Genomic DNA, 25,336 nt, shown 5'->3' on the forward strand with positions numbered 1-25,336 from the left:
TCATAAAAACGAAAAAAAGCCGATTCCCCTAAAGGGTCCGGCTTTTCTAAATATCAATAGACTTAAACCTTACATAGTTTGGAAGCGTATACATTACTTTTTTGGTGATTCGCTTACATGAGCTTTTTCAGTTGGGAAATCCTTCCCTGACTCACACCAAGCATGGAGGCGAGTTGTTTTTGTGAAGATGCTGGATGTTCTTCCATAAGCTCTCTCATTTTCTCCAAAATAACGTCCGTGCGCTGATAAATTTTTTTCATATGCATATTTTGCTTAAGTGGGGGTGAATGGGTTTCAGTCGCTGTGACCGGAAGTAAATCTTCCGTTTTCATCGAGGCTGCACATTCATCGCAGATAAACTGATCTTTAAAGTAGGTGTTGGTATCAACCGCACCGCAAAAAATACAGTTGGTTGATTTGTACTTACGGAGCATGAGTGTCTGGTCTTCAATAAAAAACTCTAATGGATCGCCGATGTCAATCTCCATCGTCATGCGCAACTCTTTAGGTAGCACAATTCGCCCCAAGCTGTCCAAGGGCCGGGTCATTCCAGTCCTTTTCATTCATGCAACCTCCCCGGTTTTTTAAGATTTATAGAATGTATAAGGTTTGAGGCAATTCTTATCAATTCTATAACCGCAAGCATAAATACTTACAAAAAGCGGCCCTTTATTGTTAATCAAGCATGGACGCACTTTTTTTCTTACGAGTATACCATAAACAGGCCGAATCGCCATCGTTCAGATTTATAAATTTTGAATAAGTTTTAAATAAGTTTATCCCGAGCGAACATATATGCTATAATCTTCTGCTAAAGGATTTAATAGGCCGTCTGTAGAATTATTTATATATGCCGTAGCTCGGACAATGATGGCGGTGTTATGGGAAATGGATGAGGGCCAAACGGAATTTTCTGAGCGTTTTGACCCCACAAACAAGAATAAATGACACGGGTCCCGCCTTTAAAGTCCTTATATACAAGTCAGGCAAGGAGGATTTATCATGGAAAAAAGAAAAGCATTGTTGTTAGGAGATTATTCGTATCCGGAGTTTCACCCGCTGCAAGGGGTGGACGAAGAGATTAGCCATATTTTACAGGATTGGATGACCGTACAATGCAGTGAGAATCGTAAAATGCTGCTCAAGGAAAATCTAACCCCATTCGATCTATGTATCTCGTACTGTGATAGCCGCAAGGAGGTTCTGTCTCCTCAACAAACAGCAGGATTGCTGTCCTATGTTAGCGGCGGGGGTGGATTGCTTGTGCTGCATAACGGAATCACATTGCAAGGACGGTATGAGATTGCACAATTAATGGGGGCGCGTTTCTTGCGGCATCCGGCTGCCGGACCACTTTCCTTCAAAGTAACGGCGCCGGATCATCCGATTATGGAAGGAATCGAGCCGTTTGAGATCCAAGAGGAACCGTATCGTTTTGACTTTGATCCATTCACTGAAAAAACACTACTGATGGAATATGAACACGAGGGCGAGTGGTGGCCGGCGGCATGGTCACTGTCCTATGGCTTGGGTCGGGTCGTCTATTTGATGCCTGGACATAATCAGCCAAGCTTCCAGCACGAGGGATACCGCAAGCTGCTGCTTCAGGCTGCCAAGTGGGCTGGACGCTTTCCAGGTTAAACATAGATCATTCCATTCATTGAGGAAGGGGAGCTGCGAGCTTTATGCGGCTCCCCTTTTCAGGTTATACTATAGGTAATCACAGGTAGGGGAGGATATATTATGAGCGATTTGTTCAAAAAAGCCATCTCATTGGGGTGGGGCCTCACCGTTGTCAGCAAAGAAAAGGTGGAGAAAGCCGTCGAGGATCTCGTAAACCGGGGAGAACTTGCGCCCTCGGAATCCAAAGCGCTGGTCGATCGTCTGATCGAACGAGGGGCAGAGGAACAGGGACAATTCAAAACAGTGATCCGCGAACAGGTTAGCCGCATTTTGCAGGAGCTGGAAGTACCTACCGAAAATGATGTTACAAGTTTGGAGCAACGTGTGGCATTGTTGGAAAAACAGGTAGCGGAGCTGGAAAAAGAAAAGGCGGCGCTTACGGGTTCGAGCGACGCTGAAGAAGCGAACCGGCTGGATTAAAATGGCGGTTCGTATGAAGCACGCCGGTCGTTACCGGGAAATTGCCATGGCGCTGGCGCGTCATGGCTTTGGCTATATGGTGGAAGAAATGGGACTGTTCCAGCTGCTGTCATTGCCTCGCAAGTGGCTGACGAGAGAAACTCCCGAGTCCAAAACGCTAGGTGAACGGATTCGACTTGTGCTGGAGGATCTGGGGCCTGCATTCATCAAGCTTGGACAGTTGGCAAGCACACGTGCTGACCTGCTGCCGGAGCCTATTATCCGTGAGCTGGTTAAGCTTCAGGATCAGGTACCGCCGTTTTCATCTGAAACAGCGCGTGGCATTCTGGAGCAGGAGCTGGACACGTCATTAGAGGACATACTGGTTCGTTTTGACGATGTTCCGCTGGCCGCTGCTTCGATCGGGCAAGTGCATCTGGGCAAGCTGCACAGCGGCGAAATGGTCGCCATTAAAATCCAGCGTCCTGGCGTTAATCGCATTATTCGGCGAGATTTGGACATTTTGCGGGAACTGACCGCTATGGCAGCCAAGCGCTGGGAATGGGTAGAGCGGTATCAGCTTCGCCAGATGGTAGAGGAGCTGGGGAGATCGCTCATTCAGGAGCTGGATTACAACCATGAAGCCCGTAACACAGAGAAGATTGCGCTCCAATTTGAGCAGGACCCACATATCTATATTCCGAAAATATACTGGGATCATACCTCTTCCCGTATACTGACCATGGAGTTTCTAGACGGAACTCACTTGGGTAGTCGTGAAGAGCTATTACGCCGTGGATATAACTTGAAAGAACTGGCGCAGCGGCTGGTGAACAGCATGCTGCATCAAATTTTTATGGAAGGTTTTTTTCATGCCGATCCCCATCCGGGGAATTTACTCGTTCTGAAAAATGGCAGTCTCGCTTATTTGGACTTTGGCATGACGGGAAGGCTGAGCGAAGAGATGAAGAATCATCTCGCTTCCCTCATTATTGCCCTGATGCGCAAAAATACCGATGCCATGGTTCGGTCTATCGAACGTTTGGGTCTGGTCGAACCGGACACCGACCTGAATGCGCTGCGTGCCGATCTGGACAAGATACGCGAAGATTACTCAGACGTTCCTTTCTCACAGGTCAGTATTGGTGATGCTTTGAACGACCTATTTGGCGCAGCGCAGCGCCATCGGATTGGTTTGCCGTCGGACGTCCTGTTGCTAGGCAAGGCGTTGCTGACACTGGAGGGGGTCGTGGAGCATCTGGACCCTGATCTCAGTATTATCGCTTTGGCTGAGCCCTTTGGTAACAAGCTGTTGAAGGAACGCTTCAGTGGTCGTCGTATCCGAGGCAAGCTACTGGGTGGTGCAACCGAGCTGGTGGAGACGCTGATGGAACTGCCAGGACAGGCGAGACATTTGGCCTCGATTATCAGCAAGGGCAAGCTTAAGCTGGAGGTTACTGTGCCGGAGCTGGAAATGCTTCTGCGCAGGCTGGATCAGATCAGCAACCGCCTGTCATTCAGTATCGTGCTGTTAGCGTTCAGCATTATTATGGTCGGACTGATTATCGGTTCATCGCTGAATCATCAGGCGACCATGCTGTGGAATGTACCTGCCATTGAAATCGGCTTTGTTGTAGCTCTCTTAATGGTTGCCTTTTTACTGTATTCCATTTTTAAATCGGGAAGGTTTTAGATACCGACCAGGAAGGAGGGGTTATGGATACACATAAGATGAATAATCTCCTAATTGCAGATGTGCCATGGCACCGCCTGACTACTCCTTATGGTAGGGGCACGGAGTTGCCACAATTGATACCCAACGGGGAGTACGCAGCAATTGCTGATCTGATAGAGCATCAAGGCACACTGTGGCAGGTTACGCCATGGGTGTTACTTTTCTTATTGCGTAATATGCATACGAGAAATTCGGATGATATCACGCTGAGTGAGTTGGAACTGTACCATGCGGTTGTTGGAGCATTGGACATGGAAAATGCACAGGAGGATTCACAGAAGTCTGTGGAATCTCTAACCATGCTGCTGGACGAAAAATATCTATGGCCGGCAGACAGCGATCCAGAAGAAGATGAACTGGAGTGGGAAGAGGAAGAAGCACGCGGTTATGATCCGGTAGCTTTTTGGAGTTATTATGACTATAGCTATCGATTATTGAAGAAAGCACTGCCTGACTTTGAAAGCCTACTTCAGCACCATGCGGACTCGGAGATTGCTGAAGCTCTATCGGAGCTTGTACAGGAATTGCGAAAATTTCAAATATAAGAAAACGAATCAATCGAGCTATGACTGGAAACTAATCTTTTGCTAAGGAGTGATTTTAGTGGCAAAAAAATTAACTGATATACATCGAATACGTCTCCTAAGTCTCCTTCGTGATATTGGGTTTGAACCATCAAAAGTTACTATAGAAAATAAACAGGGGGAAACTGAGGTTATTGATTTAGAGTCCCCGTTACCGAAAGGGTTGCAAGCTGTTTTAAATTCCCGAGGCAGCCTAAGTAAGGAGCAATTACTTGAGATCGAAGAGAGTGTTAAACAATCCAGAGAGGATTGGGATTAGAGGGGGTATTTATTTGATACGAATGCAGCTATTGCCCTTCATAGGCTTGACTCATCTTTGGATAGAGTGATACGACAAGCTGAGGAAGATAAAGAAAATATTTTCTTTTCTGTTATAACTCAGTCCGAGTTTATAGCCGGGTTGCCCACTGATACTGACTTAGATTCGATACCTTTTCTTGGCGGGGAATTTATTGCAGTTAATTCAGAGATCGCAGTTAAAGCGGGGCGTATCAGAAGAGAACAAAAAGATAAGTTTGCAAGAAAGCTCAAGACCCCAGATGCATTGATTCTTGCGACAGCTATTATAAACCAATTGGTACTGGTTACGGCGGATCAAGATTTACAGTTCGCGGAGTCTGAGTATGAAGTTAAGGTGATAAACTTTAGCAGGTTAGAATCTTAGTAATTGCGAAAATTTTAATTATAAGAAAACGAATAAGATGAAGATAATGATCGATATTTCAAGGAAATAGATGATTTCTTTCTGTAAACAGCCTTTTAACTCATTCGTCTCTGCGAATTCCTTACGTTATAATGATGGACTAAATGTAACGGACCGGGTTCGTTTGAGAGAGACGAGCTGAATGATAGGAGAGCCTTGGCGATTGGCAGCTGGACGGATGCCCGAAACACACGGGTTGCGAGTCAACACGCTACTCTCTGTAAATATAGGAGGCTGGAACGAGACAGTATGAATCTTAGACAACAATGGTTCGGTAATATCCGGGCCGATATACTTGCGGGCATGACTGTGGCGCTAGCACTAATTCCCGAGGCGATTGCCTTCTCGATCATTGCAGGGGTCAATCCCATGGTCGGACTGTACGCCTCCATCTCGATGGCAATTGTCATCTCTTTTGCAGGTGGACGTCCGGCGATGATCTCGGCAGCGACCGGGGCCGTAGCTGTACTGGTCGTTGGCCTGGTGAAGGATCATGGCGTGGAATATCTGTTTGCAGCTACCATTTTGGCAGGAATCATTCAAGTGCTGCTGGGTGTTTTGAAAATAGGTCGCTTTATCAGCTTTATTTCGCAGCCAGTCATGACCGGATTTGTGAATGCGCTGGCCATCCTCGTCTTTATGGCGCAACTCACCCACTTTCATGGAGCTAATTGGATCATGTACGCGATGGTAGCGGGGACGCTACTTATTGTGTATATTTTACCGAGATTTGTGAAAAGCATTCCTGCCCCATTGACGGCAATCATCATCATGACGATCATTACGTATGTATTTGGATTGAATGTGAAAACAGTAGGAGATATCGGTACACTAACCAGCTCGCTGCCTTCATTCCATTTGCCGCAAATTGAGTGGTCGTGGCACACTTTGCGGATTTTGCTGCCGTATTCCTTTACGATGGCACTTGTTGGACTGCTGGAATCGCTGCTGACAGCCAGTATTTTGGATGAAATGACCGAAACGAAAAGCAATAAAAACCGGGAAGCCCGCGGACAAGGGATTGCCAACTTTGTAAATGGCTTTTTTGGTGGTATGGGTGGCTGTGCCATGATCGGACAATCCGTCATTAATGTCAGCTCAGGCGGAAGAGGGCGTTTGTCCACTTTTACGGCTGGGGTATTCTTGGCCTTTCTGCTGCTCGTGCTTGGCGGGGTTGTAAAGGAAGTGCCAATGGGCGCATTGGTGGGAGTCATGTTCATGGTGTGTATCGGAACCGTGGATTGGAAATCGCTGCGAAACATTGCCAAGGTTCCGAAAGCAGATACGTTAATTATGGTAGTCACGGTGATCATCGTGGTGGCTACGCATGATTTGTCCAAGGGCGTGATCGTGGGCGTACTGCTGAGTGCCCTGCATTTTGGCTGGAAAATGGCTAAAATCCGCATCAGCGCAACGGAGAACAACGATGAAAAGGTGTACCATGTCAGGGGGCCGATGTTTTTTGCTTCAACGACTCATTTTGTCGATCATTTCGAACCTTCGGATGATCCAGAACGTGTCGTTGTGGACTTTAGCCATTCTCATATTTGGGATCACTCCGCGGTTACTGCCATCGGCAAGGTGCTGCAAAAGTATACGAAATCCGGCAAATCTATTACCCTGCAAGGGTTAAATGAGGAAAGCCGTTTAATTATAGAGAAGCTCGGCGGTCCTGTAGTTACAGAGCCACTCGTGTGATGAATCGTATAGCATAAATCAAAGCTTGAAATGAAATTTATTCATTTCAAGCTTTTTTTATTTATTTCTGAAAGAAAACAACACTTTTCTTCCTAAATCATAGATAATTATGACAAATTTTCGTCAAAGTATTGACGTAATAATTGGGCAGGAATACAATCATTGTTATTAAGCACAGCAAATACATAGGAATAATTGAAAATCGAAAGGTATGCACATATGAACTTAGACTGGGAGTTTATTGTAGAGAGCTTGCCGTTATATGGAGAAGCTATGTGGCTGACGTTGAAGATCGCCTTTTTTGCTATTCTATTTTCACTAGTCGTCGGTTTGCTGTGCAGCACAGTACTGTATTACAAGGTAAGGGGAATTAGCGGCATCATTGTTGCCTATATTGAGCTTTCCCGAAATACGCCGCTGCTTGTACAGTTATATTTTCTGTATTATGGGTTTACGAAAATAGGTCTGCATATGAGCGAAATGACGTGTGCCATTGTGGGCATGACCTTTTTGGGCGGGGGGTATATGGCTGAGGCGTTCCGTGGGGGAATGGAAGCAGTGAGTAAAACCCAGACGGAATCCGGGCTGAGTCTCGGGCTGTCCAAGATACAACTGGCGAGATATGTTATTTTGCCACAGGCTTTTGCCATCAGTGTTCCGTCTCTGGGAGCGAATGCGATTTTTTTGCTCAAGGAGACTTCCATTGTTGGCGCCATTGCTTTATTAGATCTGATGAATGTGGCAAAAGACCTGATCGGCATGTACTACAAAACAACAGAATCACTAATTCTGCTGGTATTGGCATATCTCGTCCTGCTTTTACCTTTGTCGATACTGCTGACGTGGGTGGAAAGGAAGGTGCGATATGCTGAATTCGGGGATTAATGTGCTCTTTGAAGGTTCCAATTTCGAGCGTCTATTAGGGGGATTACTCGTTACGCTGGAGATTGCGCTACTTTCCATTATTATCGGTACTCTATTAGGCATTTTGATGGGGTTGCTGCGCACCTTAAAATCAAGACCGATTCGGTTTGTGCTGAAATTATATTTGGAGACATTCCGCATTATTCCAATTCTGGTGTGGTTGTATGTCGTATATTTTGGATTTACTCCTTTGTTGAATGTGAATATCAGCGGGGAATTGACGGCAATTATCGTATTCAGCCTGTGGGGAGCGGCCGAGATTGGTGACATCGTTCGTGGTGCATTGGAATCACTGCCCAAGCATCAGGTGGAATCCGGGCAGGCACTGGGACTGACATATAGACAGTTATACCGCCATGTGCTCATTCCCCAGGCGGTGCGCCGAATGCTTCCCGGTTCTATTAATCTGGCGACACGGATGATCAAAACCACTTCATTAGTGGTGCTGATCGGTGTAGTGGAAGTGGTCAAGGTCGGACAGCAGATTATTGAGCTCGGTGTAATCAAAGCGCCCTCGGCATCCTTCTGGGTGTACGGCTTTATTTTCATATTGTATTTTCTCGTATGCTATCCGTTATCCAGACTTTCCAAAAGATTTGAACGCAGATGGCAAAATTAGCAGGATGGGGTGGGTGTCATGGGAGAGGCTGTGGAGGTTTTACTCGAAATTCGAGGGCTGCACAAAAGCTTCGAAGACCGAAAAGTACTGCAACAGATTAATCTGGATGTAACGAAGGGGGAAGTCGTGGTCGTTCTCGGTCCTTCGGGATGTGGAAAAAGCACACTCCTCCGATGTCTCAATGGTCTGGAACCAGTCCAGAGCGGAGCTATCCGTTATAGAGGGCAGGACCTGACGGATAAGAAAGTGAATTGGCGCGAGGTGCGGCAGCATATCGGAATGGTGTTCCAGAACTACGAATTGTTTCCGCATATGACGGTCTTAGAAAATATATTGCTCGGCCCGCTTAAAGTTCAGCGGAGAAACAAGCAGGAGGCACTTGAGCAAGCGGAGCAGCTATTGGAGCGAGTGGGTCTGCTGGATCGCAAAGATGCGTATCCGAGACAATTATCAGGCGGGCAAAAGCAACGGATTGCGATTGTGCGCGCCCTGTGTATGAACCCAGAAATTATGCTCTTTGATGAAGTCACCGCATCCTTGGACCCGGAAATGGTCAGAGAGGTGCTGGATGTCATGCGAGAGCTGGCACAACAGGGCATGACCATGATTATCGTGACGCATGAAATGGGATTTGCCAAGTCGGTAGGAGATCGTATCGTTTTTATGGATCAAGGACAGATATGTGAAATGACTACACCGCAGCAATTTTTTACCCAACCGGAAACAGAGCGTGCCCAGCACTTTCTGGATATATTTCAGTACGAAACGATATAAACAGGGGGATGAATACAGATGAGAAAAGGAATGAAGTTCACGACGTTATTACTGGCTTTAAGCTTGCTGCTTGTTGGTTTGGCGGGATGTGCAGGAGGCGGAAATACCAACGGTAGTTCAGGCTCGGCTAAATTTGCTTCGATTGAGGACATTAAAAAGAATGGCAAGATTCGAATTGGTGTATTTGCAGATAAGCCGCCTTTTGGCTACGTGGATTCGGAAGGGAAGAATCAAGGCTTTGACGTTTACATTGCGAAGCGGTTTGCCAAAGATCTCTTGGGTGACGAGTCCAAGGTGGAATTTGTCCTGGTGGATGCTGCCAGCCGGGTCGCCTATTTGGAATCCAACAAGGTAGATATCATCATGGCTAACTTTACGGTGACGGATGAGCGTAAAGAAAAAGTCGATTTTGCCAATCCATATATGAAATTATCCTTTGGCATTGTGTCACCTGACAGCGCTCCAATCACCACGATTGACCAATTAAAGAATTCGGACCAGAAGCTGATTGTCGCAAAGGGAACGACGGCTGAAACCTATTTCACGAAAAATTATCCTGACATCAAGCTGCTTAAATTCGATCAATACACAGAAATCTTCTCAGCCCTCAAAGACAAACGCGGTGCCGCCATTGCCAACGATAATACAGAGCTGATCGCCTGGGCCAAGGCCAACCCCGGCTTTACCGTAACCATCCCGGCCTTTGGTGGTCAAGATACAATTGCACCCGCAGTAGCAAAGGGAAATAAGGAGTTGTTAGACTGGATCAACAATGAGCTGGCTACATTAGGCAAGGAAAACTTTGTGCATCAAGCCTACAAGGACACATTGACCTCTGTTTATGGAGAAGGCTTTACAGATCAATTGGTTGTAGAGGGCGGCAAAGTGGATTAATCATAGTATAAGTTGTTGTTTTACCATAAAGAAGCGTTGGGACAACAAGCCCAACGCTTCTTTAATATGGGGAAAAGAGGGCCTTAGCAACCTCTTATTTTGTCATGGAAATGCCCACTGGGCTAATAGTAATCCTCATTCTCATGTTACAGTCTCACTGTCTCTCAATTCCATCTTCAGGAATGTATTCTATAATATCAGCGAGAGTAATAGCCCTTGTAAATCTTCGTTGGCGGGCAAATCTATTCAAAGCATCAAGTATATGGACTAGTGTTTCCAGTTCAAGTCTTTTGGTTTTGCCATTTACCATATCTATTACGGTAGCCGGACGTATTTTTGCTTCTGAAAAATACTCCTTTATCAGTATAGATTCTAGTTACACGTACTCTGAAATAATGATAACAATTATGCTAAATAACAAGGGAAAAAATATCCCTGCCAGGGGCAGAGATATAAGGTGCAGCGGACTATTCTGTGAATGAATTAGTGTTTCTCTAGTTCATTTTCAGGTATATATTCGAGAACATCATGTAGAGTTAATGGACGACCAGAGAGCCGAATCAGTGTTTCCATCACGGTATTAAATGTTTTAAATTCGATTCGCTTGGATGTATTGTTACACATCTCATAGATGGTATTAGGCCTGATTTTTGCCTCACGAGCGAGAGCGTTTTTAGTAATCCCGATTTCTCGAAGTAATTCTTCAAGTTTAAAAACAATTCCCATACATACACCTCATTATAGAAATTTAAATAGAAATAACATTAACTATTGAAGTTTATCTTTAAAGGATATAAAATAACTACAAAGGTTAATCTTTAAAAGTTATAAAATTTACAAATCTAATCTTTAGTAAAAACCGTTTTAATAGATGTGAAGGGAGCTAAATCTAAATGAACAAAAGTAATTTTGAAAAAGTAAGTGTCATTCTTGGTCCCTGTGATCTTCCGCATATGTATGAGCTTTTTGAAGGCTATCTGATCAAGGACCGTTACGTCATGATGATCGACAATAGCGTGCTTACTCTTCGACATGTAAAAAAGGAAAGAAATCATTCGCATCTATATGTTGATGGTGACACGGGAGGAATTCACTCTTGCAAGGCATGTACAACGTGAAGACATAGATGTGATTACTGAGTTGGTCGAACGATTGCGCAACATGGATGCATTAAGTTTTCTTACAGATGAATTGTTATGGAACACATGTCGGGAAGATATAGACTTTGATTTAGTTCGGAATAAAGGACTATGAAAATGGCGAACGTAAATCTGATTCGAATTTTTGTTCTCGTTTTACTTATATAATGTAACACAGAAGCGTAAAAGGGTGAAATGAACACCGTCCTAATAAAGATACATACTCTACCCAAAAGCTCTTGCATGCTAGTAGATTTCATTATATAATATTAAATGATAATGAGAATCATAATCATTACTAACAGTCTTTAGGTGCATGCTCCCAATATGAGCCTAAGTGAATAGGATGGTGATGTGCACATGGCTAAAGCAGATGTGGCAACTGCCAGAAGACAGCTTCGGAGTCCGAACAAGGTAACTCGCAGACGAGCTTTGAAAACGATCAAAGCTGCGAAACGCGCGAAGTAGCAGGTTCCAAGTTAACTGCAAATGGCAATACCAGTGTCAAATTTTTCAGTCTCCTCGTTTTGATATTGCACCTGCTTTCCTGATGGTGGTACACAGGAAGGCAGGTGCCTTTTTTTGAATGATATAAAAAAGCGCCAGACGGGTATCGAACCGTTCTGGCGCATTATTTGGAGATATAAAAAAACCAAACTTAAAATGAACATAAAAATGGAGTAGACGGAATAGTGCTGTACAAGCGAAGCGATCGCTTTTGTCCCCGGATTACTACTCTATAAAAGGCTTTGTTCAAGAAATCCGGGGGCGGTGGCGATGGGAAGCACTATCCGACTGCGTAGTGGCACAATATGAAACTTTTAAGTTCGGTTTTAATACAAAAACTACATTTATTTCTTTTGTGCAAACAGCCATTCAATCATATCCTGATTTTGCAGAGCCGGAACCCAGGAGAAGTGTCCTGTAGGTTTGATAATCCCTGCTTCGTATTCAGTGAAGTGAATGAGGTTTCCGTTTTGTGCTTTAATGGCAGCGACCATTTCTTGCGAGTTTTTAGGACTTACTGTGGTGTCGTCTGCAGCATGGAAGGCCCAAATAGGAACGTTTTTCAATACCTCGACGTGTGTAGGTTCAACAGGCGCGTACATGTTAACGGCTTTTTCATAGTTGGTCAAACCGGCAATCGGCACACCTGCGGCGAACAAGTCAAGATTTTTCTCCAACAATCTCCACGTTCCCATGGCTCCTTGAGAAATACCAACAATATAGATTCGGTTGGTATCGATCGGGTATTTTAACGCCGTTTCACGTACCAAATCGGCTACAGCGCTGTTGCGTGGCTCATCCGCCCAAATGAATTTATGCTCCAGGTCAATCGGGCTTTGTGGAGCGATTACGAAGGATGGGTGTTTGGCTTGCTGCTCAGGAGAAGCCCAAGTAACAGCTCCGGCATTTGCCAGCAGGTTTACTCCGTTTCCGTCGCCACGTTCGCCGTTTCCGTGCAGAAACACAACCAGAGGGTAGGTTTTGCCGGGCTCTACTTTAGGCTCAAACGTAAAGTAGTTCAGCTTGAAGCCTTCTTTATTTTCAAAGGTGTTTTTTTTGAAATCGTCCACGATCGGTGTAATTTTATCCGTTGCTTTTACAATCTGTGCAGAGGCTGGGATAACTATTTTCTTTGAAGTTGCAATATCTTTCTTTTGACTAATCGTATAATTCAACGTGTTGATGCGGTTAACTGCGCTTGTTGCATCGTAAGTAAGGGTACTTGCATTTTTATCTTGCGTATCCAGCTCAATCACGACATATTTACCATGAGTACTGCGGTTGGTGATGGCTCCAGTATCATTGGTATATACACCGGTTACGGTTCTGTCTGTATATACATCATTGAGTACAGATTGAACCTGAAAGCTAGAAGTGGATAAGGATGCCCCGTCAATATGGGTGCTGTATTTCAGTACAACAGCAGAAACGACTTCGCCCAAAGGCTGTACCTGAGTAAGCAGGGTAGCCTGTGGCGCTGGAACATCAGTTGCTGCGGCAGAGCTGGAGGATGGGAAAAAGATCGTAAGCAGGAACACGAAAGATAATAAAACAAGGGCAAAACGTCTTCTTTGCATGAGATTAATCTCCTTTGGTGTCATTTTTTAAAGCGCTTACTACATATTCGGGATGGTTGACTGTTTGCTGTGGAATTCATACAAATCAAAAAAAAGGCAAACTCCGGGTACACAAGTGTACTCGGGTTTTGCCTTTTCAGTAACAATCCCACTTGAAGGATAGCACCTTCATTGGAATCTGACAAGTGAAAGCGCTACAATTTTGGATGTTTTTTATAAAAAATTCTACTTTCGCAACTTAGAATTTTGCAAAAATCCATTGAAGAGATTTGTAATCAGCAAATAGATAGATCGAAAAGATTGTATTCGTCTATGACAGGAAGATAAGAAACCGAGGCTTTCCAACGGTAATATTGTGGTATATAATCTCCTTAACTTAACGCCGTTAACTTATATAACGATGTTAATAAAGGAGATGAAATCATGAATCAATACGATGTTATTGTCATCGGTGCAGGACTGGGTGGCTTGTCCTGTGCAGCAAGACTCTCCGCGCTCGGTTACCGAACAGCTGTTTTTGAGAGCCACACTCTGCCTGGCGGTTTCGCAACTGAATTTACAAGAAAGGGCTACACTTTTGATGTCTCCTTGCATGGTGTCGGTGGACTCGGGGAAGGCAGCTTCGGTCGGATGTTAAAGGACTGTAATGCGGACCAGCGAATTGTTCCTCTCCGCAAAAAGCACCCTTACTCCATTCGTTGGGAAGGGCAGACCATTGATATTCCGTCCGATGTTCAGGAGTATGTGCAGCTCCTCAAAAACATGTTTCCTGCTGAGGTGGCAGCCATCGATAGTCTATTCGCGGGCATTCGCCGTTTTGAAACAGGCTTCTCTGCTTTTTCTTCCCTCACTTCCTGGCGCAGGGCGGCTGGCCTGCTCAAAGCAGGAACCTTCTTCCGCTGGACGCAGATGACTACCTGGGAAGCTGTAAGCCAGTTCGGGTTGTCTGACCGATTCACGGAATTCTTCACCGCGCTGTGGGCCTATTATGGATTGCCTCCAAAACGGCTTGCGGCCTTGTATTTTTTCATTCCCTGGATCGGCTATCATTTGGAGGGGACGTATTACATTGAGGGAGGCGCACAGGCTTTATCCAATGCACTGGTTGACGCTATTAAGTCAGCGGGAGGAGAAGTTCACCTGCGCAGTCAGGTGTCTGAGATTATGCTCGAACGCGGTAAAGCAGCTGGTGTCCGTCTGAAAAAAGGGGATGTATATAAAGCCAACTGGATTGTGTCTGGTATCAGTCCCCATCATACCTATGGCCGCCTACTGGAAAACTATGATGCTGCCCGTCGTGAGCTGGAAGCTGTCAGCAGTTTGGAGACTGGCATATCTCTCACCCAGCTATATCTGGGATTATCATGTGAACCCCATGAGCTTGGTATCACCGAAGAAGACTTAATCCTACGTAATGAGCCGGATTCGGAAACAGATTATGAAGTTATGATGAGCGGCCAGTATACCAAAGGCAACTGGATGCTCACCAATTATAACGCTATGGACCCTAAGCTCAATGAACCGGGGAAGGGTGTCATTGCAATTACATTTTTGGACAGATTGGAGAACTGGCCTGCCGCACGTCCCGAATATAAAGCCAAAAAAGAAGCCGTGACAGAGCAGATACTGGGATGCCTAGAACAGCTGTATCCTGGTTTTCGCAGCAAGGTAGTGGTGGCCGAGTTGGGCACACCGCGCACGATGCAGCGTTATACCGCTAATCCCGACGGGGCCGTTTATGGCTACGCACAAACGGTCCGCCAGTCCGGCATAAAAAGACTGAAGCACAAATCAGCAGTAGACCGTCTGTCATTGGTAGGGGCGTGGACACAGCCTGGAGGCGGGTTTCAAGGGGCTATGAACTCGGGTATAATGGAAGCTGATCGTATCGCCGCCAAATTGGGGTAGGCAGAAGGGGCAAGTACATCTACTCATGAAACATATCAAACGCCGAGAACGTGAAAGCAGTGAGATCCGCCGGAAAATCATTGAGGCCGCCCGGTCGCTTTTCCTGAATCAGGGGTATGCCGAAGTCTCCATGCGCAAAATTGCGGATCAGATCGAATATTCACCAACGACTATTTATCATTATTTTGCCAATAAGGAAGCCGTTGTCCGTGAACTGCTGCTAGAAGGAAATACCTTGTTCCTGCAGGCTCTTCTGCAGCGTGTGGATGAAGCACAGGCAGCGGGATTGAATACGCTGGACACATTGAAAACGGTATCTGATGCGTATGTTCGTTTTGGAACGACTAACCCGGAATATTACAACATCCTGTTTATCAGCAACCTGGAATCTGTAAGCTTGGTCAGTCTTATAGACAGTGGGAGTTTTAAAGGCTTTGAGCTGCTTGAAGCGGGGCTCAAAGCTGCTATGGAGGAGGGCTGCATCATTCAAGGAGATGAGCACCTGATCGCCAGATCCGTATGGAGCATGCTGCACGGATTGACTTCTTTGCTCCTGAATTTTGAACTTCCTATGGCAAAATCCAATGATGAATTGATCGCATTCACTATAGATACTTTCCTCAAGGGGTTAAGCCGCTGACGCAGCGGCTAACTTTCTTTACCTCACACCACTGTACATGCGAATCCGCATACAACCATTCCGAAAGATTAACGAAGTTCCAAATCTGAAAGCTGCTTAAGTACGGCTTCAATACGACGTTTATCTTTTTTGAGCATAACGAGCTGCAAAGAAGCAAGAAGTAGATCTGAGATATTGGCCCAAGCGTCTGCTTCCAGAGCGGGAAGAGGATCCCGATGAATCATAATATCCAGCGCCTCGGTTGCAATTTTTTGATGAAGCTCGCTATCGGATAGCCATTCAATCAACTGCTCAGCTGTAGGACGGGAGTGAGCGAAAAGTATTGCCCAGCCATCCACCGGATGATTGACCTTATCCCGCATCCAGTTAATGATCTGTGGTGAACGAAAATGTTGTAGCTGCCCATTAGCGGTGTATCCTTCTAATTTGTCTTCTGCGACCGAATGCTGTAGCAGGTGATTGCAAACACATACCAAGCCTTCCTGCTCGGGTAGGCAGCGGGCGCTTAGATAAGCACGTGTGGACGCAAATGCACCCTTAGCATGTAGGGTATTGTTTTGAGCTAAAGATGTCCATGCTTGCGCGGTTTCCGGTTCCCACAAGGAGCGGACCCAATCAGCAGCCCCAATCCCCGCAGTCTCCCCTACCAAAACGGCCCAAGTAGAGAATGGAACCTGGCTATGTTGAATGTTCTGCCAGTGCTGCTCCCAGGCAAGAAAAATATCCTTTGGATCATAGGCTTGAAAAGCCTGCAACACAGCAGGATGATCTACGCCATGCATGGTGGTGTAATGGATTAGCGTCTCCAACGACTTCGCATCCTCCAGCTTCATCGTGCAAAACATGTTCAACCAGCGTTGCCACAGTTGCAGTGGTGGGCTGTTTAGCTGAATGCCATGCTCATCGGCCACTTTAAACCAATCCCATAGCCATAGCCCGTGCAAGGTGAGCATGGTGTCTATATAGGCGGGTAGATTTTCCGCGAGCAGCGTGAACTGATCCAGCTCGTGATGATAGCAGAAAACCGCTGGCTCTGTTGCGGATGTTGCCATATCAAGCAGTATCGGATCACCCGCACCATTATAATTAAGGATCAGATATCGTTGCTCGTCCGCTGCTGAGTCGGTATCTTCCCCATAGGATGTAAAATAGCCAATATACTCATGATTCCATCCAAACTCTCCTGTGATATCGTCTAGGATACACTGCTCTTGTTCAAGATCATTGCTGTTTTTATATGAACACTCTGGTCCATCAGCTACAATACAGTGTTGGGGGAGGCACCATAGTAAATTTAAGCTGCCACACCGCTTTATCAATTCAGACAGGGAGGCAGGCAAATGCATCTGCAGCCGTTCCTCCAGCTCAGTTAGTTCACCTGTAGAAATCCCTTCCGTCCATTGGTATACCACATCAGGCATCCCACTTTGTCTCAGACGATCAACGACTTGTTCCAGTTTTTCTAAGGTTTGTGCAAAATGTACTGTCATTCGTATTCGCCCTCCTCTTACTCTACAACCCGGCAATGTTCTTTTTGCAAGAATGATAAAATTTCATCACGAAGTGCTATCGCTTTGGATTCATAAATGATCGCCACTTCGCGTCCATATGCATAGTTAAAACGCACGTATCCGCCAAGAGTCTGAAGAAAAGCCATGCAGATATGCTCATTTTCAATCCATAGATTTGAGTTAAAATGCTGTTTAAATCGCTGAGCCAATGCTTGTAAGGATGCCGGAGCAAAATTCAGCGCCTGATCGCTCGGATTGGCTGGATTGTAGGCCTCGGCCGTATCCAGGGGACTAAACAGTAGGAATGTAGCGGTTTTGTCTTGGCTGACAGGTTCGAAATAACGGGGGAATGGCTCCATTCTTCCAAATTCATCCTGTAGTATATGTCCTAATGTCTCTGTGAATGGAACTTGAACATCTAAAGTCTTCGTAGTAATGATCTCCGAGTGTCGTGGCAGCCACATTAAGCCTTCAACCTGAGGGTGAATCGCTAGGAAGTCACCATCTATGGAACTGCCAATGACCACGCACTCGCCCAGCTGCTGTGCTGTAATTGGGCAGTTATCATCATGCGTCCACAGTTCGTAATCCGTATAGGATTGCAATAGTTGAGGATCAGGCATTTCAATTATCAGCAGGCCACAATAGGTGCCCGGCCCGTAGCGGGTGAGGAATGCTACATAGGGAGGTGGTAAAGTTATTCCATAGGTATGCTCAATATTTGTCAGTTCATCGGTAGCCACCGGTGTGTGCTGTGTGGAAACCCAATACATGTAGAATACACCTGCTTTCCGGCACTCTATCTATAGGGATAGAGCCCAAAAGTAAATGAGAGATATGCTATAATCAGGAAATAAAATAGTTATAGATTAGTCTATCTTAATTTCATAGGAACTACAATTTGTGAGGGGACGAAGGAGGAACACATCTTATGACATCAGAGGTACAAGCCTACATAGATCCAATTTTTGAGGCGATTGATGAGGCGTACGCTTCTGAGCAAAAGCGCATCGCCGAATTCCAAATCAAAAGTGTCCTTCACGAAGGGATTCATGAATACTTAAAAGTTACCTGTAAGAAGGATGGGCTGTGGGTGGATACCTACGAACCGTTTGATTGGGATCATCGTAGACCGGATACGAAAATTTCTGGGTTTACAGATGGGGTAACATTGCAGCAGGTACAGGACGAATGGATGCCTGTGTTTAGGGAACGGATAGAGGCTCTGTTTAAGTCGAAAGAATTTAGTTCCAGGTTCTTTCGTTATCGGCTGGAATTTCATCTGGAAGTAGTCTTGGAGAATAAGGCTAGTCATTTTACATTCTCACTCCTGAACGAAGATAAGCGGCAGCAACTGTTAGCCACTATCCAACAGTTTGTAGAGCAGAAACTCAACCCCTCTAGTAAAGCTGTGCCGAAGGAAGAGGACGATTTTTTCTTAGTAAGGCACTTGCTTGATCCTCATTTGTATCCTGTAAACGCCCAGTGGATGAATGAGCTGCTGAATCGAATGGATGCCAAAGTGAAGGTCAGCCGCAAGCGTGAGGAAGCATGGAGGTATCAGCTCAGTAGTGGCTTGAAGCATTGGGCAGAGGATGAATTTTTGGCCAATTATACAGATCGGGAAAAAAGCTATGGGCTGGATTATAAAGTGAAGCCCGATATTCTCCCTTCGGAAATTCCTGCGCCAGCCATGGAGATGCTCCTGCTTACCGCGATGCGGGTGGGCTCGACCGATGCCGATGCACGGCAGAAGTATTTGGAGATTGCTGCACAGCTAGGCTCGGAGCAGGCTTCCGTGTGGCTTGAGAGCGGATCAGGAAGCATCCCAGCGTTATATACAAGTGAGCGAGTCATCTGCCAAGCCAATGATATTTTGCAAACGCTGGAGGTTCAGATTCGTTCAGAGGAAGAAGAGAGCTATAGAGAAGCACTCGTATATTTATGCGATATTTTAAGAAAGGGCTTTACCAAGGAATATCGGATGAAGTTCAAAAGCAAGGTGAAAAACTACCTGCCTGTACCCAAGTTGGCTAAATCTACGTTACATCGTTTCTTCGCCAACGCACTTGAGTATCCGTCGCTGCATCCGTTGCTGGCTGAATATGCTGAGGTCGTGATGGAAGAGTTCAAGTGGTATAACGATGTAGAGCCCGGTGAAAAGTCGGCGATGCCGGGAACCTATGCGGTGATGGGACTGGGCCTAAAAGGAAAGAACTATTTTCCATTAGTGAATCGTTATATGAAGCTGGTGGACAGTGAACATCAGTCCGTACAGGACGGTTACGCCGCTGTATTTGCTGACGCACACGGACTGACACCGGACACGATCCCCGTTTGGACGAGGGTTCTACTGGCAGGCAACGAGTCTGCCAAACCACTGAAGTCATCCAGAATCGAAACCGTAGAGCAGGCACAGGTACTGGTGGAGGAGCTTGAGAAGCTGGAGGACTATGAACAAGAGGTGCTTGTTTATCGTATATGGGGTGGCGCGAAGAAACTAAAAAACAGCCTGAAGCAGGCTGTCCCTGAGGTAAAAGAGCTGCTGGAAACGCTTATTCCATAAAAGCATCATATTCATGATAATATCGCAGTCCCTGCGCAATGCGTTCAATATCCGGCTCGCTTCCGCTGTGGCGTAACACTTCAATGATATCCTGTACAGTCGCCACCTCCAACCAAGATTGCACGTGATGGTCTGGTAGAGATGCAGGTATACTTTCATCACGATGATTGGTGACGGTGAGACCGGCATCCTCCAGTTCCCACAATTCTTCCTCGGGGATGATGTAATAGGTAGAATTGAGCGGATTACTTTGAACACGTTCCAGATTGGCAAATACCCATTCATTGATCTCTGTTTGGCCAACGGCACGAATCAATGCTTCAAGGCTGTCAAAAGTTTGTATGCTCATGTATGGAGGCCCCTCCCTTAGTCGCTGGCTTATGCTGTAGCTTTTGTAATATTCTCAAGATGGCCTGTCGATTCTTCGCATCCTTAATGTACTTGGGAATGGAATGGGAAGCCGTACGCATCATACCGGATGTAGGCTTTTCTCGCAACTCGGCAGAGATATAGGAGAGCAGGTAATTCAGGTGTATCCGGTTAAGAGCCCAGACAGGTTTCCCCCGGTAGTAATCAAGGAAGTACAGCTGAAGCTGGAAAATAGGGTCTTTTCCGTTTTGGACCACGTCTGTATGCCATTCGTGTGATTGAACACGATGCACCGGAACCTGATTGGGTGTCTCACAGTGCGGACAGTTTATATTCGTATTTTTATGGAGTTTCGTTCGGTCATCATGGATTTCGATATTAAAATACCGCTCGCAATGGTTGCATACGCCGCGTGCATATAATGTATAAGATTCTGGCTGCTGATACGTGTAGTAACAATGAGAACATCGAACGACGTAATGACAGTCTTCCTTTGAGTTGGAAATGAATGCTTGGCCCTGACAACGAGGGCAATGAACAGCTACCTGTTCTCCTCTCCTGATCACGGCGCTAAAGTCATATTTATATCCATGTTCATCTTTGAAGCGCTTTTGCTCCATATTCGTTCCTCCTTTTTCGAAAAGAGCGTAAAAACGTACGTTTTACGAGTCTTATGTTATAATATTCCTCAACAACAGAATGGCTTAGATGGGCGGTCGGCTAGTCTCCTGTAAAGGAGGTGAGGCCTGTGGAGGTTAAAGACACCCTAATGTTGATGATTCAATTCGCAACGTTGGTGATCCTAATTCTTTCCTTCCATAAAAAGAAATAGACCGCCCTCGACAAAGGCAAGCGGTCTATTTCAATGATCATCCTTTGACACGGCTACCGCCCTTAAAAGCGGCTGTTGCCAAAGAGTGAGGATGTTGACGCATCTTCACTCTTTTTTTAGAATATACATCTTATTCCCATTTTAACACTTGAAAATGGCCTTTTCAATGCGCCGAAGGGTGAAAAGGTGAATAGGACGTGCAAAAGGAGAGGGCGAACATGAGCATTTTTACAGGGCTGCAACGTCCGCAGTTTCAGGCTTATTATGATGAGGTTTTTCTAATAGAGCATCGTTTTAAAAATGGTATGGGCTTTCCGCCTTCTTATATAGATTATGTCAAAACTCTTGGTTACGGGCGACTATGTGGCTTATGGAACATTCATATTCCTCTTGGCGATCACCCGGATTCATGGCTTCATCGTTATCATAACTGGCGGGCCTGGTTTGATGATTTACTGGAATCGGAAGAGGTTCTACAAGAAGCGGCGCTGGAGCCAGATGGTTTTCCGGAGCTTTTGGAGCATGCGGTTCCCTTCGCTTCCAGTGAAGGGAATGACCTGCTGATTTGGGATATTCAATCGCCTGATGAACGGGGAGAATTCCCAATCTATGCTTTGAATCTATGCACATGGGGCAATTTTCGGTATGCAGCCTCGGATTTATATAGCCTCGTCGAAGCGTTGGTGGATGAAGAGCGCGTGAAGTCGGTATTGGGGACAGAGCGTACACCATTCTCTTATACGTTCGAGCCCTTTTAGCAGCGTAAATAACCACCTTGGTATCAAACTTCAAGGTGGTTATTTGTGCTGCTATTCTTCTGCTAGTGGTCTTCGTATTGGGCTAAATATCGCTGTACCAACTCATATCCAGCCACGCCCATTACAGTATATTGATTATATTCTTCCAGTTCCAGATTGCGTATATATTCATCCCCGCAATACAGATGGCCCGCACAATTAAAATATTTTAGCTGCTGTTGTTCCTCGGATAGAGGGCGCTGATCGATAATAGGCCATACTCCCTTCGTCAGATTTTGGGTGGCGGTGAATATAACTTCAAATCGGCCGCGATAATTTGTGAACGGAAGATATGTCTTTTCACCCTTGTACGCTTGATTCTGGCCTATGGATAGAACCCCGAAGGAGAACGCTTTTTTGAATCTACCATACAGTGTGCAGATCACCTGACATACCGCAAATCGGCCGTCATGCATGGGGATAACAAAAATATCGCCTTCCCGATGTTTGATTCTTTTGAACACCATCGTCAGGCCAGCTCTTCCTGAATGATCTCTGTTTTTAGACCTTTAGCGTTGGTAATCGTAATGCTGATCGCATCATAGCCGTTCCGCTTCGCATCTTCAAAATCGCATCGTTCGCCGTTGATCAGCTCTAACTGTCCATTCTCATCCACATCGTCTGCAAACTCGTCATCCCAATCAACATTATAAAAAGCGGTCAAGCTTACCTCGAAAGTATCTTCACCATCTTCGTCCAGATAGGGCAGCAGGGGAGTACGATTGTTCTGCTGTTCCTTGGTATAAACTTCGCATAGCAGAGCATCGTAACCATGGCGGGTTCCGTCAAAAATCACGATCTGTTCACCTGTGACTGCCTCTTCTGCAATAATGAGTTGGGGGGCAAATTCAGTTCCAGTGATCAGCTCGTCCATAAGTTCTCCATAATAAAAAATGTGGAATTTCGTATGTCCTGCCTGTGAACGAAGCGTACCTGTCCACTCCTGCTCGACCCATGCCTCTGGGTTTTCGGGTACAACCCAACCTTCTAAATAAGCCGGTCCCCAATTAGGGTTATGTATTTCTGTCATCAGTAGGCCTCCCTTTCTGCTCGTTGAGTCGTTCAATTACCTGATTAAAAAACGTTGTAAAATCTGTTGCCACCAGATACAAATGTCCACATTCGTCCTGCTCTGCAATATCATAGTTCAGTTTGTCATCATAAGCATGAAGATGTGTGCGGTCCCAGTAGTACACATACGGGGTGTATTCATTACATATTAGAACGTAAAAATTGTCGCCCGCATCTGCACCAATCAACAAAGCGTTCTGGACATGATTGATTTCATCCAGAAATTCATCATTAATCGCTAGAAGGTCATGATTTTTGTTGGATACCTCATATCCGAAAAAACAAGTCAAATCAATGTCTCCGTTATCCACGCGATCGAAGGGCACATTGCAATAAAAAGGGGCGGCTACATAAAAACCGTTATATTGTGAAAGAAAACGTGTATAGCCAGCGGGCAATATATGCTGTATCTGTTCCTCCAATGCCGCGATCTGGGCAGGCGAAAGCCCTGATTCAATTGCGAATGACATCAACAACCAGCCTCCTTGATCCTAGTAAACCATAGACCTCTTTTTGGAAATGAGAAGACGCAGCGGTGCATCGTTTGTGAGATCATGTCATGGATAGGGTGACGATTTTGTTGTCCTCATCCACATCTACCTTCACATTCACTCCCAGCTTGTCCTTAAACAGCTTACTGATATTGATATAGTCATCCTTTACCGCACGGCTTGATCTACCGGTCGTGCGAGTCATCCCAGCGGTGATGATGGAACGGACGTATGTTTTATCGAGCTTGGCTTTGGGATTATAGGTATAAATAATCTGTTCCTGCTGATTGTAATAATGGGTTAATTCCGTGTAGTCGTTAGCATTCTCATACTGCTTTTCCTCACGCACATACTCAGGATGGTCCATGGTGTAGTGGACTCCCCCGTCCAGAAAAGGATTTTCCTTGGAGGGTCGGAGTTCATATTGTCCATACGCCAGTTGAAACAGATACTCTATGCCTGAGCCCTCCGCCTGATAGTAGAGCTGACGATTGTCCCCTTTTTTATCTATAGCGGTATAGCTGCTGATTAAAGGCCAGGCATCATACTTTTTATCCTTTACCTCAATGGCAAGCTTGTAATGTACAAGCACCTTTTCATTTTGAAATAATCCAAAGCTGCTCATGATGAAATAGGCAGGCACACATATAATCCCGATAATCAATATGAATATAAATATTCTTACACGCATAAGTAGAGTGATTCTCCTTTGGTTGTCGATTATGTGGACAGCTCCCGTTTGGCAGATGCACCGAATTCTCATGCTGCGATAATTGCTTCAGAGCATGTTGTGCGAAAGGCATGCTTTTATGTGCGCGAAGCAGTGCACAAGCGGCCTCCTTGACTAAGATATATGTATCACTGCGGATCAACTCTCATGTCTGTAGTTCGATAAAGCTTCTTCCCGTCCGCCACCCTCCAGCAGCACCATAACCGCATAGGAGATCGTATCAATCCAATCGTCGAGGGTGTTGATCTGCTCTACGGTCAGCAGGTTGTTTCGCTGCAGCATACTATCAGGATACAATGCCCATGCCCGTGTATATTGACATATCCCCCACAGAGCGGCAATCAGCTCCCGTTCTACGGATGGTTTCTCCAACTCATCTGCGAGAACTTCAATGATGGTCATCAGTTCATGGAAGTTGTCCTCGATCAGTTCTCCCTGAAAGGGGCGGAGCATCCCTAGAAATCCGTTTTGCATTTTGGGATGCTCCAGATCATCGTGAATAAAAGAATGACAACGTAACAGCTTGCGAGCCTCCTGTTTATTCATTCAGCTCCTTAATCTCTGCGCGGATACCTCTGCACAGAAAGCTACCTGACAGTCCCGACAAGGCATCGATATCAACGACCATGTCTGCTTCTTCATAGCGGAAATCAAGCTGCAAGATGATGTTTTCTGTTTCTACAGGAGTTAATACATGCTCTTTGGTTTCCAGAAATGTAAAAGTCACTGCATAGCGTGGGACGTCTTTTACTGGAGCTTCAGGGATTACAGGTGCCTCAGCCGAAGGCTCCAGATCCGGTGATTTAGGGACAAGCACGCTAGCGTAGGATAGCTCAATCGTCAGCGTAATCTGGTCTTTCGTCATATTAGCAGCTGTAATTCGGTCATAATGAAAGGGAGGGAAATAGCCGAGCTTCTCGACAATGCTGTCTGCTCCTTGAATAGAAACGGTTGGAGAGAAAGCCAGTTCCAGTCCGATGGACCCTGCCAGTTGGTCTTCATATTCTGGATTGATACGTACAAGGGCTTGTTCCAGCTCTACTTTCAAAATCGTGCCTATAAAATACTGTTTGCCATGGATCAGAACAATATCATGCGGAACGAACGGCAACGCTCCCCCGGCTTGATAATGAATGAGATATTCGTTCTCTTTTTTTTCAACCTTTTGAACTTGAATTTGCATAA

29 protein-coding genes and 2 pseudogenes are annotated in these 25,336 nt (G+C 45.6%); 18 read left to right on the plus strand and 13 right to left on the minus strand.

Translation table 11 applies throughout. From position 1 onward, the window contains the following. Window positions 1-113 precede the first annotated feature (113 nt). Complete coding sequence (locus BM358_RS14445; RefSeq protein ID WP_023990783.1) at window positions 114-563, minus strand: AbrB/MazE/SpoVT family DNA-binding domain-containing protein; 450 nt, start codon at window positions 561-563, stop codon at window positions 114-116. A gap of 439 nt (window positions 564-1,002) precedes the next feature. On the opposite strand from BM358_RS14445, the gene BM358_RS14450 reads away from it, so the two are divergent. The 11 genes and pseudogenes from BM358_RS14450 (at window position 1,003) to BM358_RS14500 (ending at window position 10,013) form a co-directional block, all read left to right on the plus strand. Next, window positions 1,003-1,641 carry a ThuA domain-containing protein gene (locus tag BM358_RS14450; RefSeq protein ID WP_023990782.1) on the plus strand — a complete coding sequence of 213 codons (639 nt, stop codon included), beginning with the start codon at window positions 1,003-1,005 and terminating at the stop codon, window positions 1,639-1,641. A gap of 102 nt (window positions 1,642-1,743) precedes the next feature. Beyond that, on the plus strand, window positions 1,744-2,103 hold the full coding sequence (locus BM358_RS14455) for a phasin family protein (protein WP_013312404.1): 360 nt from the start codon (window positions 1,744-1,746) through the stop codon (window positions 2,101-2,103). Window position 2,104: 1 nt separating this feature from the next. Continuing rightward, window positions 2,105-3,775, plus strand: coding sequence for an ABC1 kinase family protein (locus BM358_RS14460; RefSeq protein ID WP_023990781.1), 1,671 nt, complete (start codon window positions 2,105-2,107; stop codon window positions 3,773-3,775). A gap of 23 nt (window positions 3,776-3,798) precedes the next feature. After that, window positions 3,799-4,362: a hypothetical protein gene (locus tag BM358_RS14465; protein ID WP_028540740.1), complete on the plus strand. Its 564-nt coding sequence runs from the start codon at window positions 3,799-3,801 to the stop codon at window positions 4,360-4,362. Between the two features lie 58 nt (window positions 4,363-4,420). Then, window positions 4,421-4,660 carry a hypothetical protein gene (locus BM358_RS14470; RefSeq protein ID WP_016822811.1) on the plus strand — a complete coding sequence of 80 codons (240 nt, stop codon included), beginning with the start codon at window positions 4,421-4,423 and terminating at the stop codon, window positions 4,658-4,660. An 18-nt stretch (window positions 4,661-4,678) separates the two neighbouring features. Next, window positions 4,679-5,065 (plus strand): annotated as a pseudogene (locus BM358_RS14475) (PIN domain-containing protein); the annotation flags it as partial. Window positions 5,066-5,353: 288 nt separating this feature from the next. Next, entirely contained in the window at window positions 5,354-6,802 is a 1,449-nt protein-coding gene (locus tag BM358_RS14480; protein ID WP_028540738.1) for a SulP family inorganic anion transporter, read from the plus strand. A 219-nt stretch (window positions 6,803-7,021) separates the two neighbouring features. Further along, on the plus strand, window positions 7,022-7,687 hold the full coding sequence (locus BM358_RS14485) for an amino acid ABC transporter permease (protein ID WP_023990776.1): 666 nt from the start codon (window positions 7,022-7,024) through the stop codon (window positions 7,685-7,687). Beyond that, window positions 7,668-8,345, plus strand: a complete 678-nt coding sequence (locus BM358_RS14490) for an amino acid ABC transporter permease (RefSeq protein ID WP_023990775.1) — start codon at window positions 7,668-7,670, stop codon at window positions 8,343-8,345. Before BM358_RS14485 ends, BM358_RS14490 begins: the two co-directional genes overlap by 20 nt. Window positions 8,346-8,363: 18 nt before the next feature. Next, a complete protein-coding gene (locus BM358_RS14495; protein ID WP_025721631.1) occupies window positions 8,364-9,119 on the plus strand; it encodes an amino acid ABC transporter ATP-binding protein in 756 nt (251 codons plus the stop codon). A gap of 18 nt (window positions 9,120-9,137) precedes the next feature. Then, entirely contained in the window at window positions 9,138-10,013 is an 876-nt protein-coding gene (locus BM358_RS14500; protein ID WP_025721633.1) for a cysteine ABC transporter substrate-binding protein, read from the plus strand. Between the two features lie 483 nt (window positions 10,014-10,496). Here BM358_RS14500 and BM358_RS14510 read toward each other — a convergent pair whose 3' ends face one another. After that, window positions 10,497-10,739, minus strand: a complete 243-nt coding sequence (locus BM358_RS14510) for a helix-turn-helix domain-containing protein (protein WP_023990771.1) — start codon at window positions 10,737-10,739, stop codon at window positions 10,497-10,499. Between the two features lie 167 nt (window positions 10,740-10,906). On the opposite strand from BM358_RS14510, the pseudogene BM358_RS14515 reads away from it, so the two are divergent. Beyond that, window positions 10,907-11,267, plus strand: a pseudogene (locus tag BM358_RS14515) (hypothetical protein). A 245-nt stretch (window positions 11,268-11,512) separates the two neighbouring features. Next, a complete protein-coding gene (locus BM358_RS26520; protein WP_175405225.1) occupies window positions 11,513-11,620 on the plus strand; it encodes a putative metal homeostasis protein in 108 nt (35 codons plus the stop codon). A gap of 383 nt (window positions 11,621-12,003) precedes the next feature. Here the strand turns inward: BM358_RS26520 and BM358_RS14520 are convergent, their stop codons facing one another. After that, window positions 12,004-13,236 (minus strand): PHB depolymerase family esterase, encoded by a 1,233-nt coding sequence (locus BM358_RS14520; RefSeq protein ID WP_028540737.1) that lies wholly within the window; start codon window positions 13,234-13,236, stop codon window positions 12,004-12,006. Window positions 13,237-13,659: 423 nt separating this feature from the next. Between BM358_RS14520 and BM358_RS14525 the strand changes: the two genes are divergently transcribed. Together BM358_RS14525 and BM358_RS14530 are read left to right on the plus strand one after the other, a co-directional pair. After that, entirely contained in the window at window positions 13,660-15,144 is a 1,485-nt protein-coding gene (locus BM358_RS14525) for a phytoene desaturase family protein (RefSeq protein WP_028540736.1), read from the plus strand. Between the two features lie 25 nt (window positions 15,145-15,169). Further along, window positions 15,170-15,784 carry a TetR/AcrR family transcriptional regulator gene (locus BM358_RS14530; RefSeq protein WP_023990768.1) on the plus strand — a complete coding sequence of 205 codons (615 nt, stop codon included), beginning with the start codon at window positions 15,170-15,172 and terminating at the stop codon, window positions 15,782-15,784. A gap of 68 nt (window positions 15,785-15,852) precedes the next feature. Here BM358_RS14530 and BM358_RS14535 read toward each other — a convergent pair whose 3' ends face one another. Both BM358_RS14535 and BM358_RS14540 read right to left on the minus strand, forming a co-directional pair. Beyond that, complete coding sequence (locus BM358_RS14535) at window positions 15,853-17,274, minus strand: SMI1/KNR4 family protein (RefSeq protein WP_028540735.1); 1,422 nt, start codon at window positions 17,272-17,274, stop codon at window positions 15,853-15,855. Between the two features lie 17 nt (window positions 17,275-17,291). Beyond that, on the minus strand, window positions 17,292-18,068 hold the full coding sequence (locus BM358_RS14540) for an SMI1/KNR4 family protein (protein ID WP_023990766.1): 777 nt from the start codon (window positions 18,066-18,068) through the stop codon (window positions 17,292-17,294). A 158-nt stretch (window positions 18,069-18,226) separates the two neighbouring features. Here BM358_RS14540 and BM358_RS14545 point away from each other — a divergent pair, with 158 nt between their 5' ends. Beyond that, window positions 18,227-19,861 (plus strand): DUF6138 family protein, encoded by a 1,635-nt coding sequence (locus BM358_RS14545; RefSeq protein ID WP_028540734.1) that lies wholly within the window; start codon window positions 18,227-18,229, stop codon window positions 19,859-19,861. On the opposite strand, the gene BM358_RS26525 is transcribed toward BM358_RS14545, so the two are convergent. Together BM358_RS26525 and BM358_RS14550 are read right to left on the minus strand one after the other, a co-directional pair. Further along, complete coding sequence (locus BM358_RS26525) at window positions 19,851-20,210, minus strand: DUF7716 domain-containing protein (protein WP_177235823.1); 360 nt, start codon at window positions 20,208-20,210, stop codon at window positions 19,851-19,853. The genes BM358_RS14545 and BM358_RS26525 overlap by 11 nt on opposite strands. Beyond that, the gene (locus BM358_RS14550) at window positions 20,191-20,850 is read right to left on the minus strand and encodes a hypothetical protein (RefSeq protein WP_028540733.1); all 660 of its coding nucleotides are present in this window, start codon (window positions 20,848-20,850) and stop codon (window positions 20,191-20,193) included. Before BM358_RS14550 ends, BM358_RS26525 begins: the two co-directional genes overlap by 20 nt. A gap of 128 nt (window positions 20,851-20,978) precedes the next feature. Between BM358_RS14550 and BM358_RS27180 the strand changes: the two genes are divergently transcribed. Then, the gene (locus tag BM358_RS27180; RefSeq protein WP_223822146.1) at window positions 20,979-21,062 is read left to right on the plus strand and encodes a putative holin-like toxin; all 84 of its coding nucleotides are present in this window, start codon (window positions 20,979-20,981) and stop codon (window positions 21,060-21,062) included. 218 nt (window positions 21,063-21,280) lie between these two features. Next, complete coding sequence (locus tag BM358_RS14555) at window positions 21,281-21,820, plus strand: HAD family hydrolase (RefSeq protein ID WP_028540732.1); 540 nt, start codon at window positions 21,281-21,283, stop codon at window positions 21,818-21,820. A gap of 62 nt (window positions 21,821-21,882) precedes the next feature. Here BM358_RS14555 and BM358_RS14560 read toward each other — a convergent pair whose 3' ends face one another. From BM358_RS14560 to BM358_RS14585, 6 genes are all read right to left on the minus strand, one after another. After that, complete coding sequence (locus BM358_RS14560; protein ID WP_028540731.1) at window positions 21,883-22,326, minus strand: immunity 26/phosphotriesterase HocA family protein; 444 nt, start codon at window positions 22,324-22,326, stop codon at window positions 21,883-21,885. Window positions 22,327-22,328: 2 nt separating this feature from the next. Next, window positions 22,329-22,889 carry a hypothetical protein gene (locus BM358_RS14565; RefSeq protein ID WP_023990760.1) on the minus strand — a complete coding sequence of 187 codons (561 nt, stop codon included), beginning with the start codon at window positions 22,887-22,889 and terminating at the stop codon, window positions 22,329-22,331. Beyond that, window positions 22,873-23,400 carry an SMI1/KNR4 family protein gene (locus BM358_RS14570; RefSeq protein WP_049828352.1) on the minus strand — a complete coding sequence of 176 codons (528 nt, stop codon included), beginning with the start codon at window positions 23,398-23,400 and terminating at the stop codon, window positions 22,873-22,875. Before BM358_RS14570 ends, BM358_RS14565 begins: the two co-directional genes overlap by 17 nt. 82 nt (window positions 23,401-23,482) lie before the next feature. Continuing rightward, entirely contained in the window at window positions 23,483-24,112 is a 630-nt protein-coding gene (locus tag BM358_RS14575) for a hypothetical protein (protein WP_023990758.1), read from the minus strand. Window positions 24,113-24,289: 177 nt separating this feature from the next. Further along, a complete protein-coding gene (locus tag BM358_RS14580) occupies window positions 24,290-24,697 on the minus strand; it encodes a hypothetical protein (RefSeq protein ID WP_028540730.1) in 408 nt (135 codons plus the stop codon). After that, a complete protein-coding gene (locus tag BM358_RS14585) occupies window positions 24,690-25,334 on the minus strand; it encodes an immunity 50 family protein (RefSeq protein ID WP_028540729.1) in 645 nt (214 codons plus the stop codon). The genes BM358_RS14580 and BM358_RS14585 overlap by 8 nt, the downstream gene beginning before the upstream one ends. Between the last annotated feature and the right edge of the window lie 2 nt (window positions 25,335-25,336).

The organism is Paenibacillus sp. cl130 (assembly GCF_900116035.1).
Taxonomy (GTDB): domain Bacteria; phylum Bacillota; class Bacilli; order Paenibacillales; family Paenibacillaceae; genus Paenibacillus; species Paenibacillus polymyxa_B.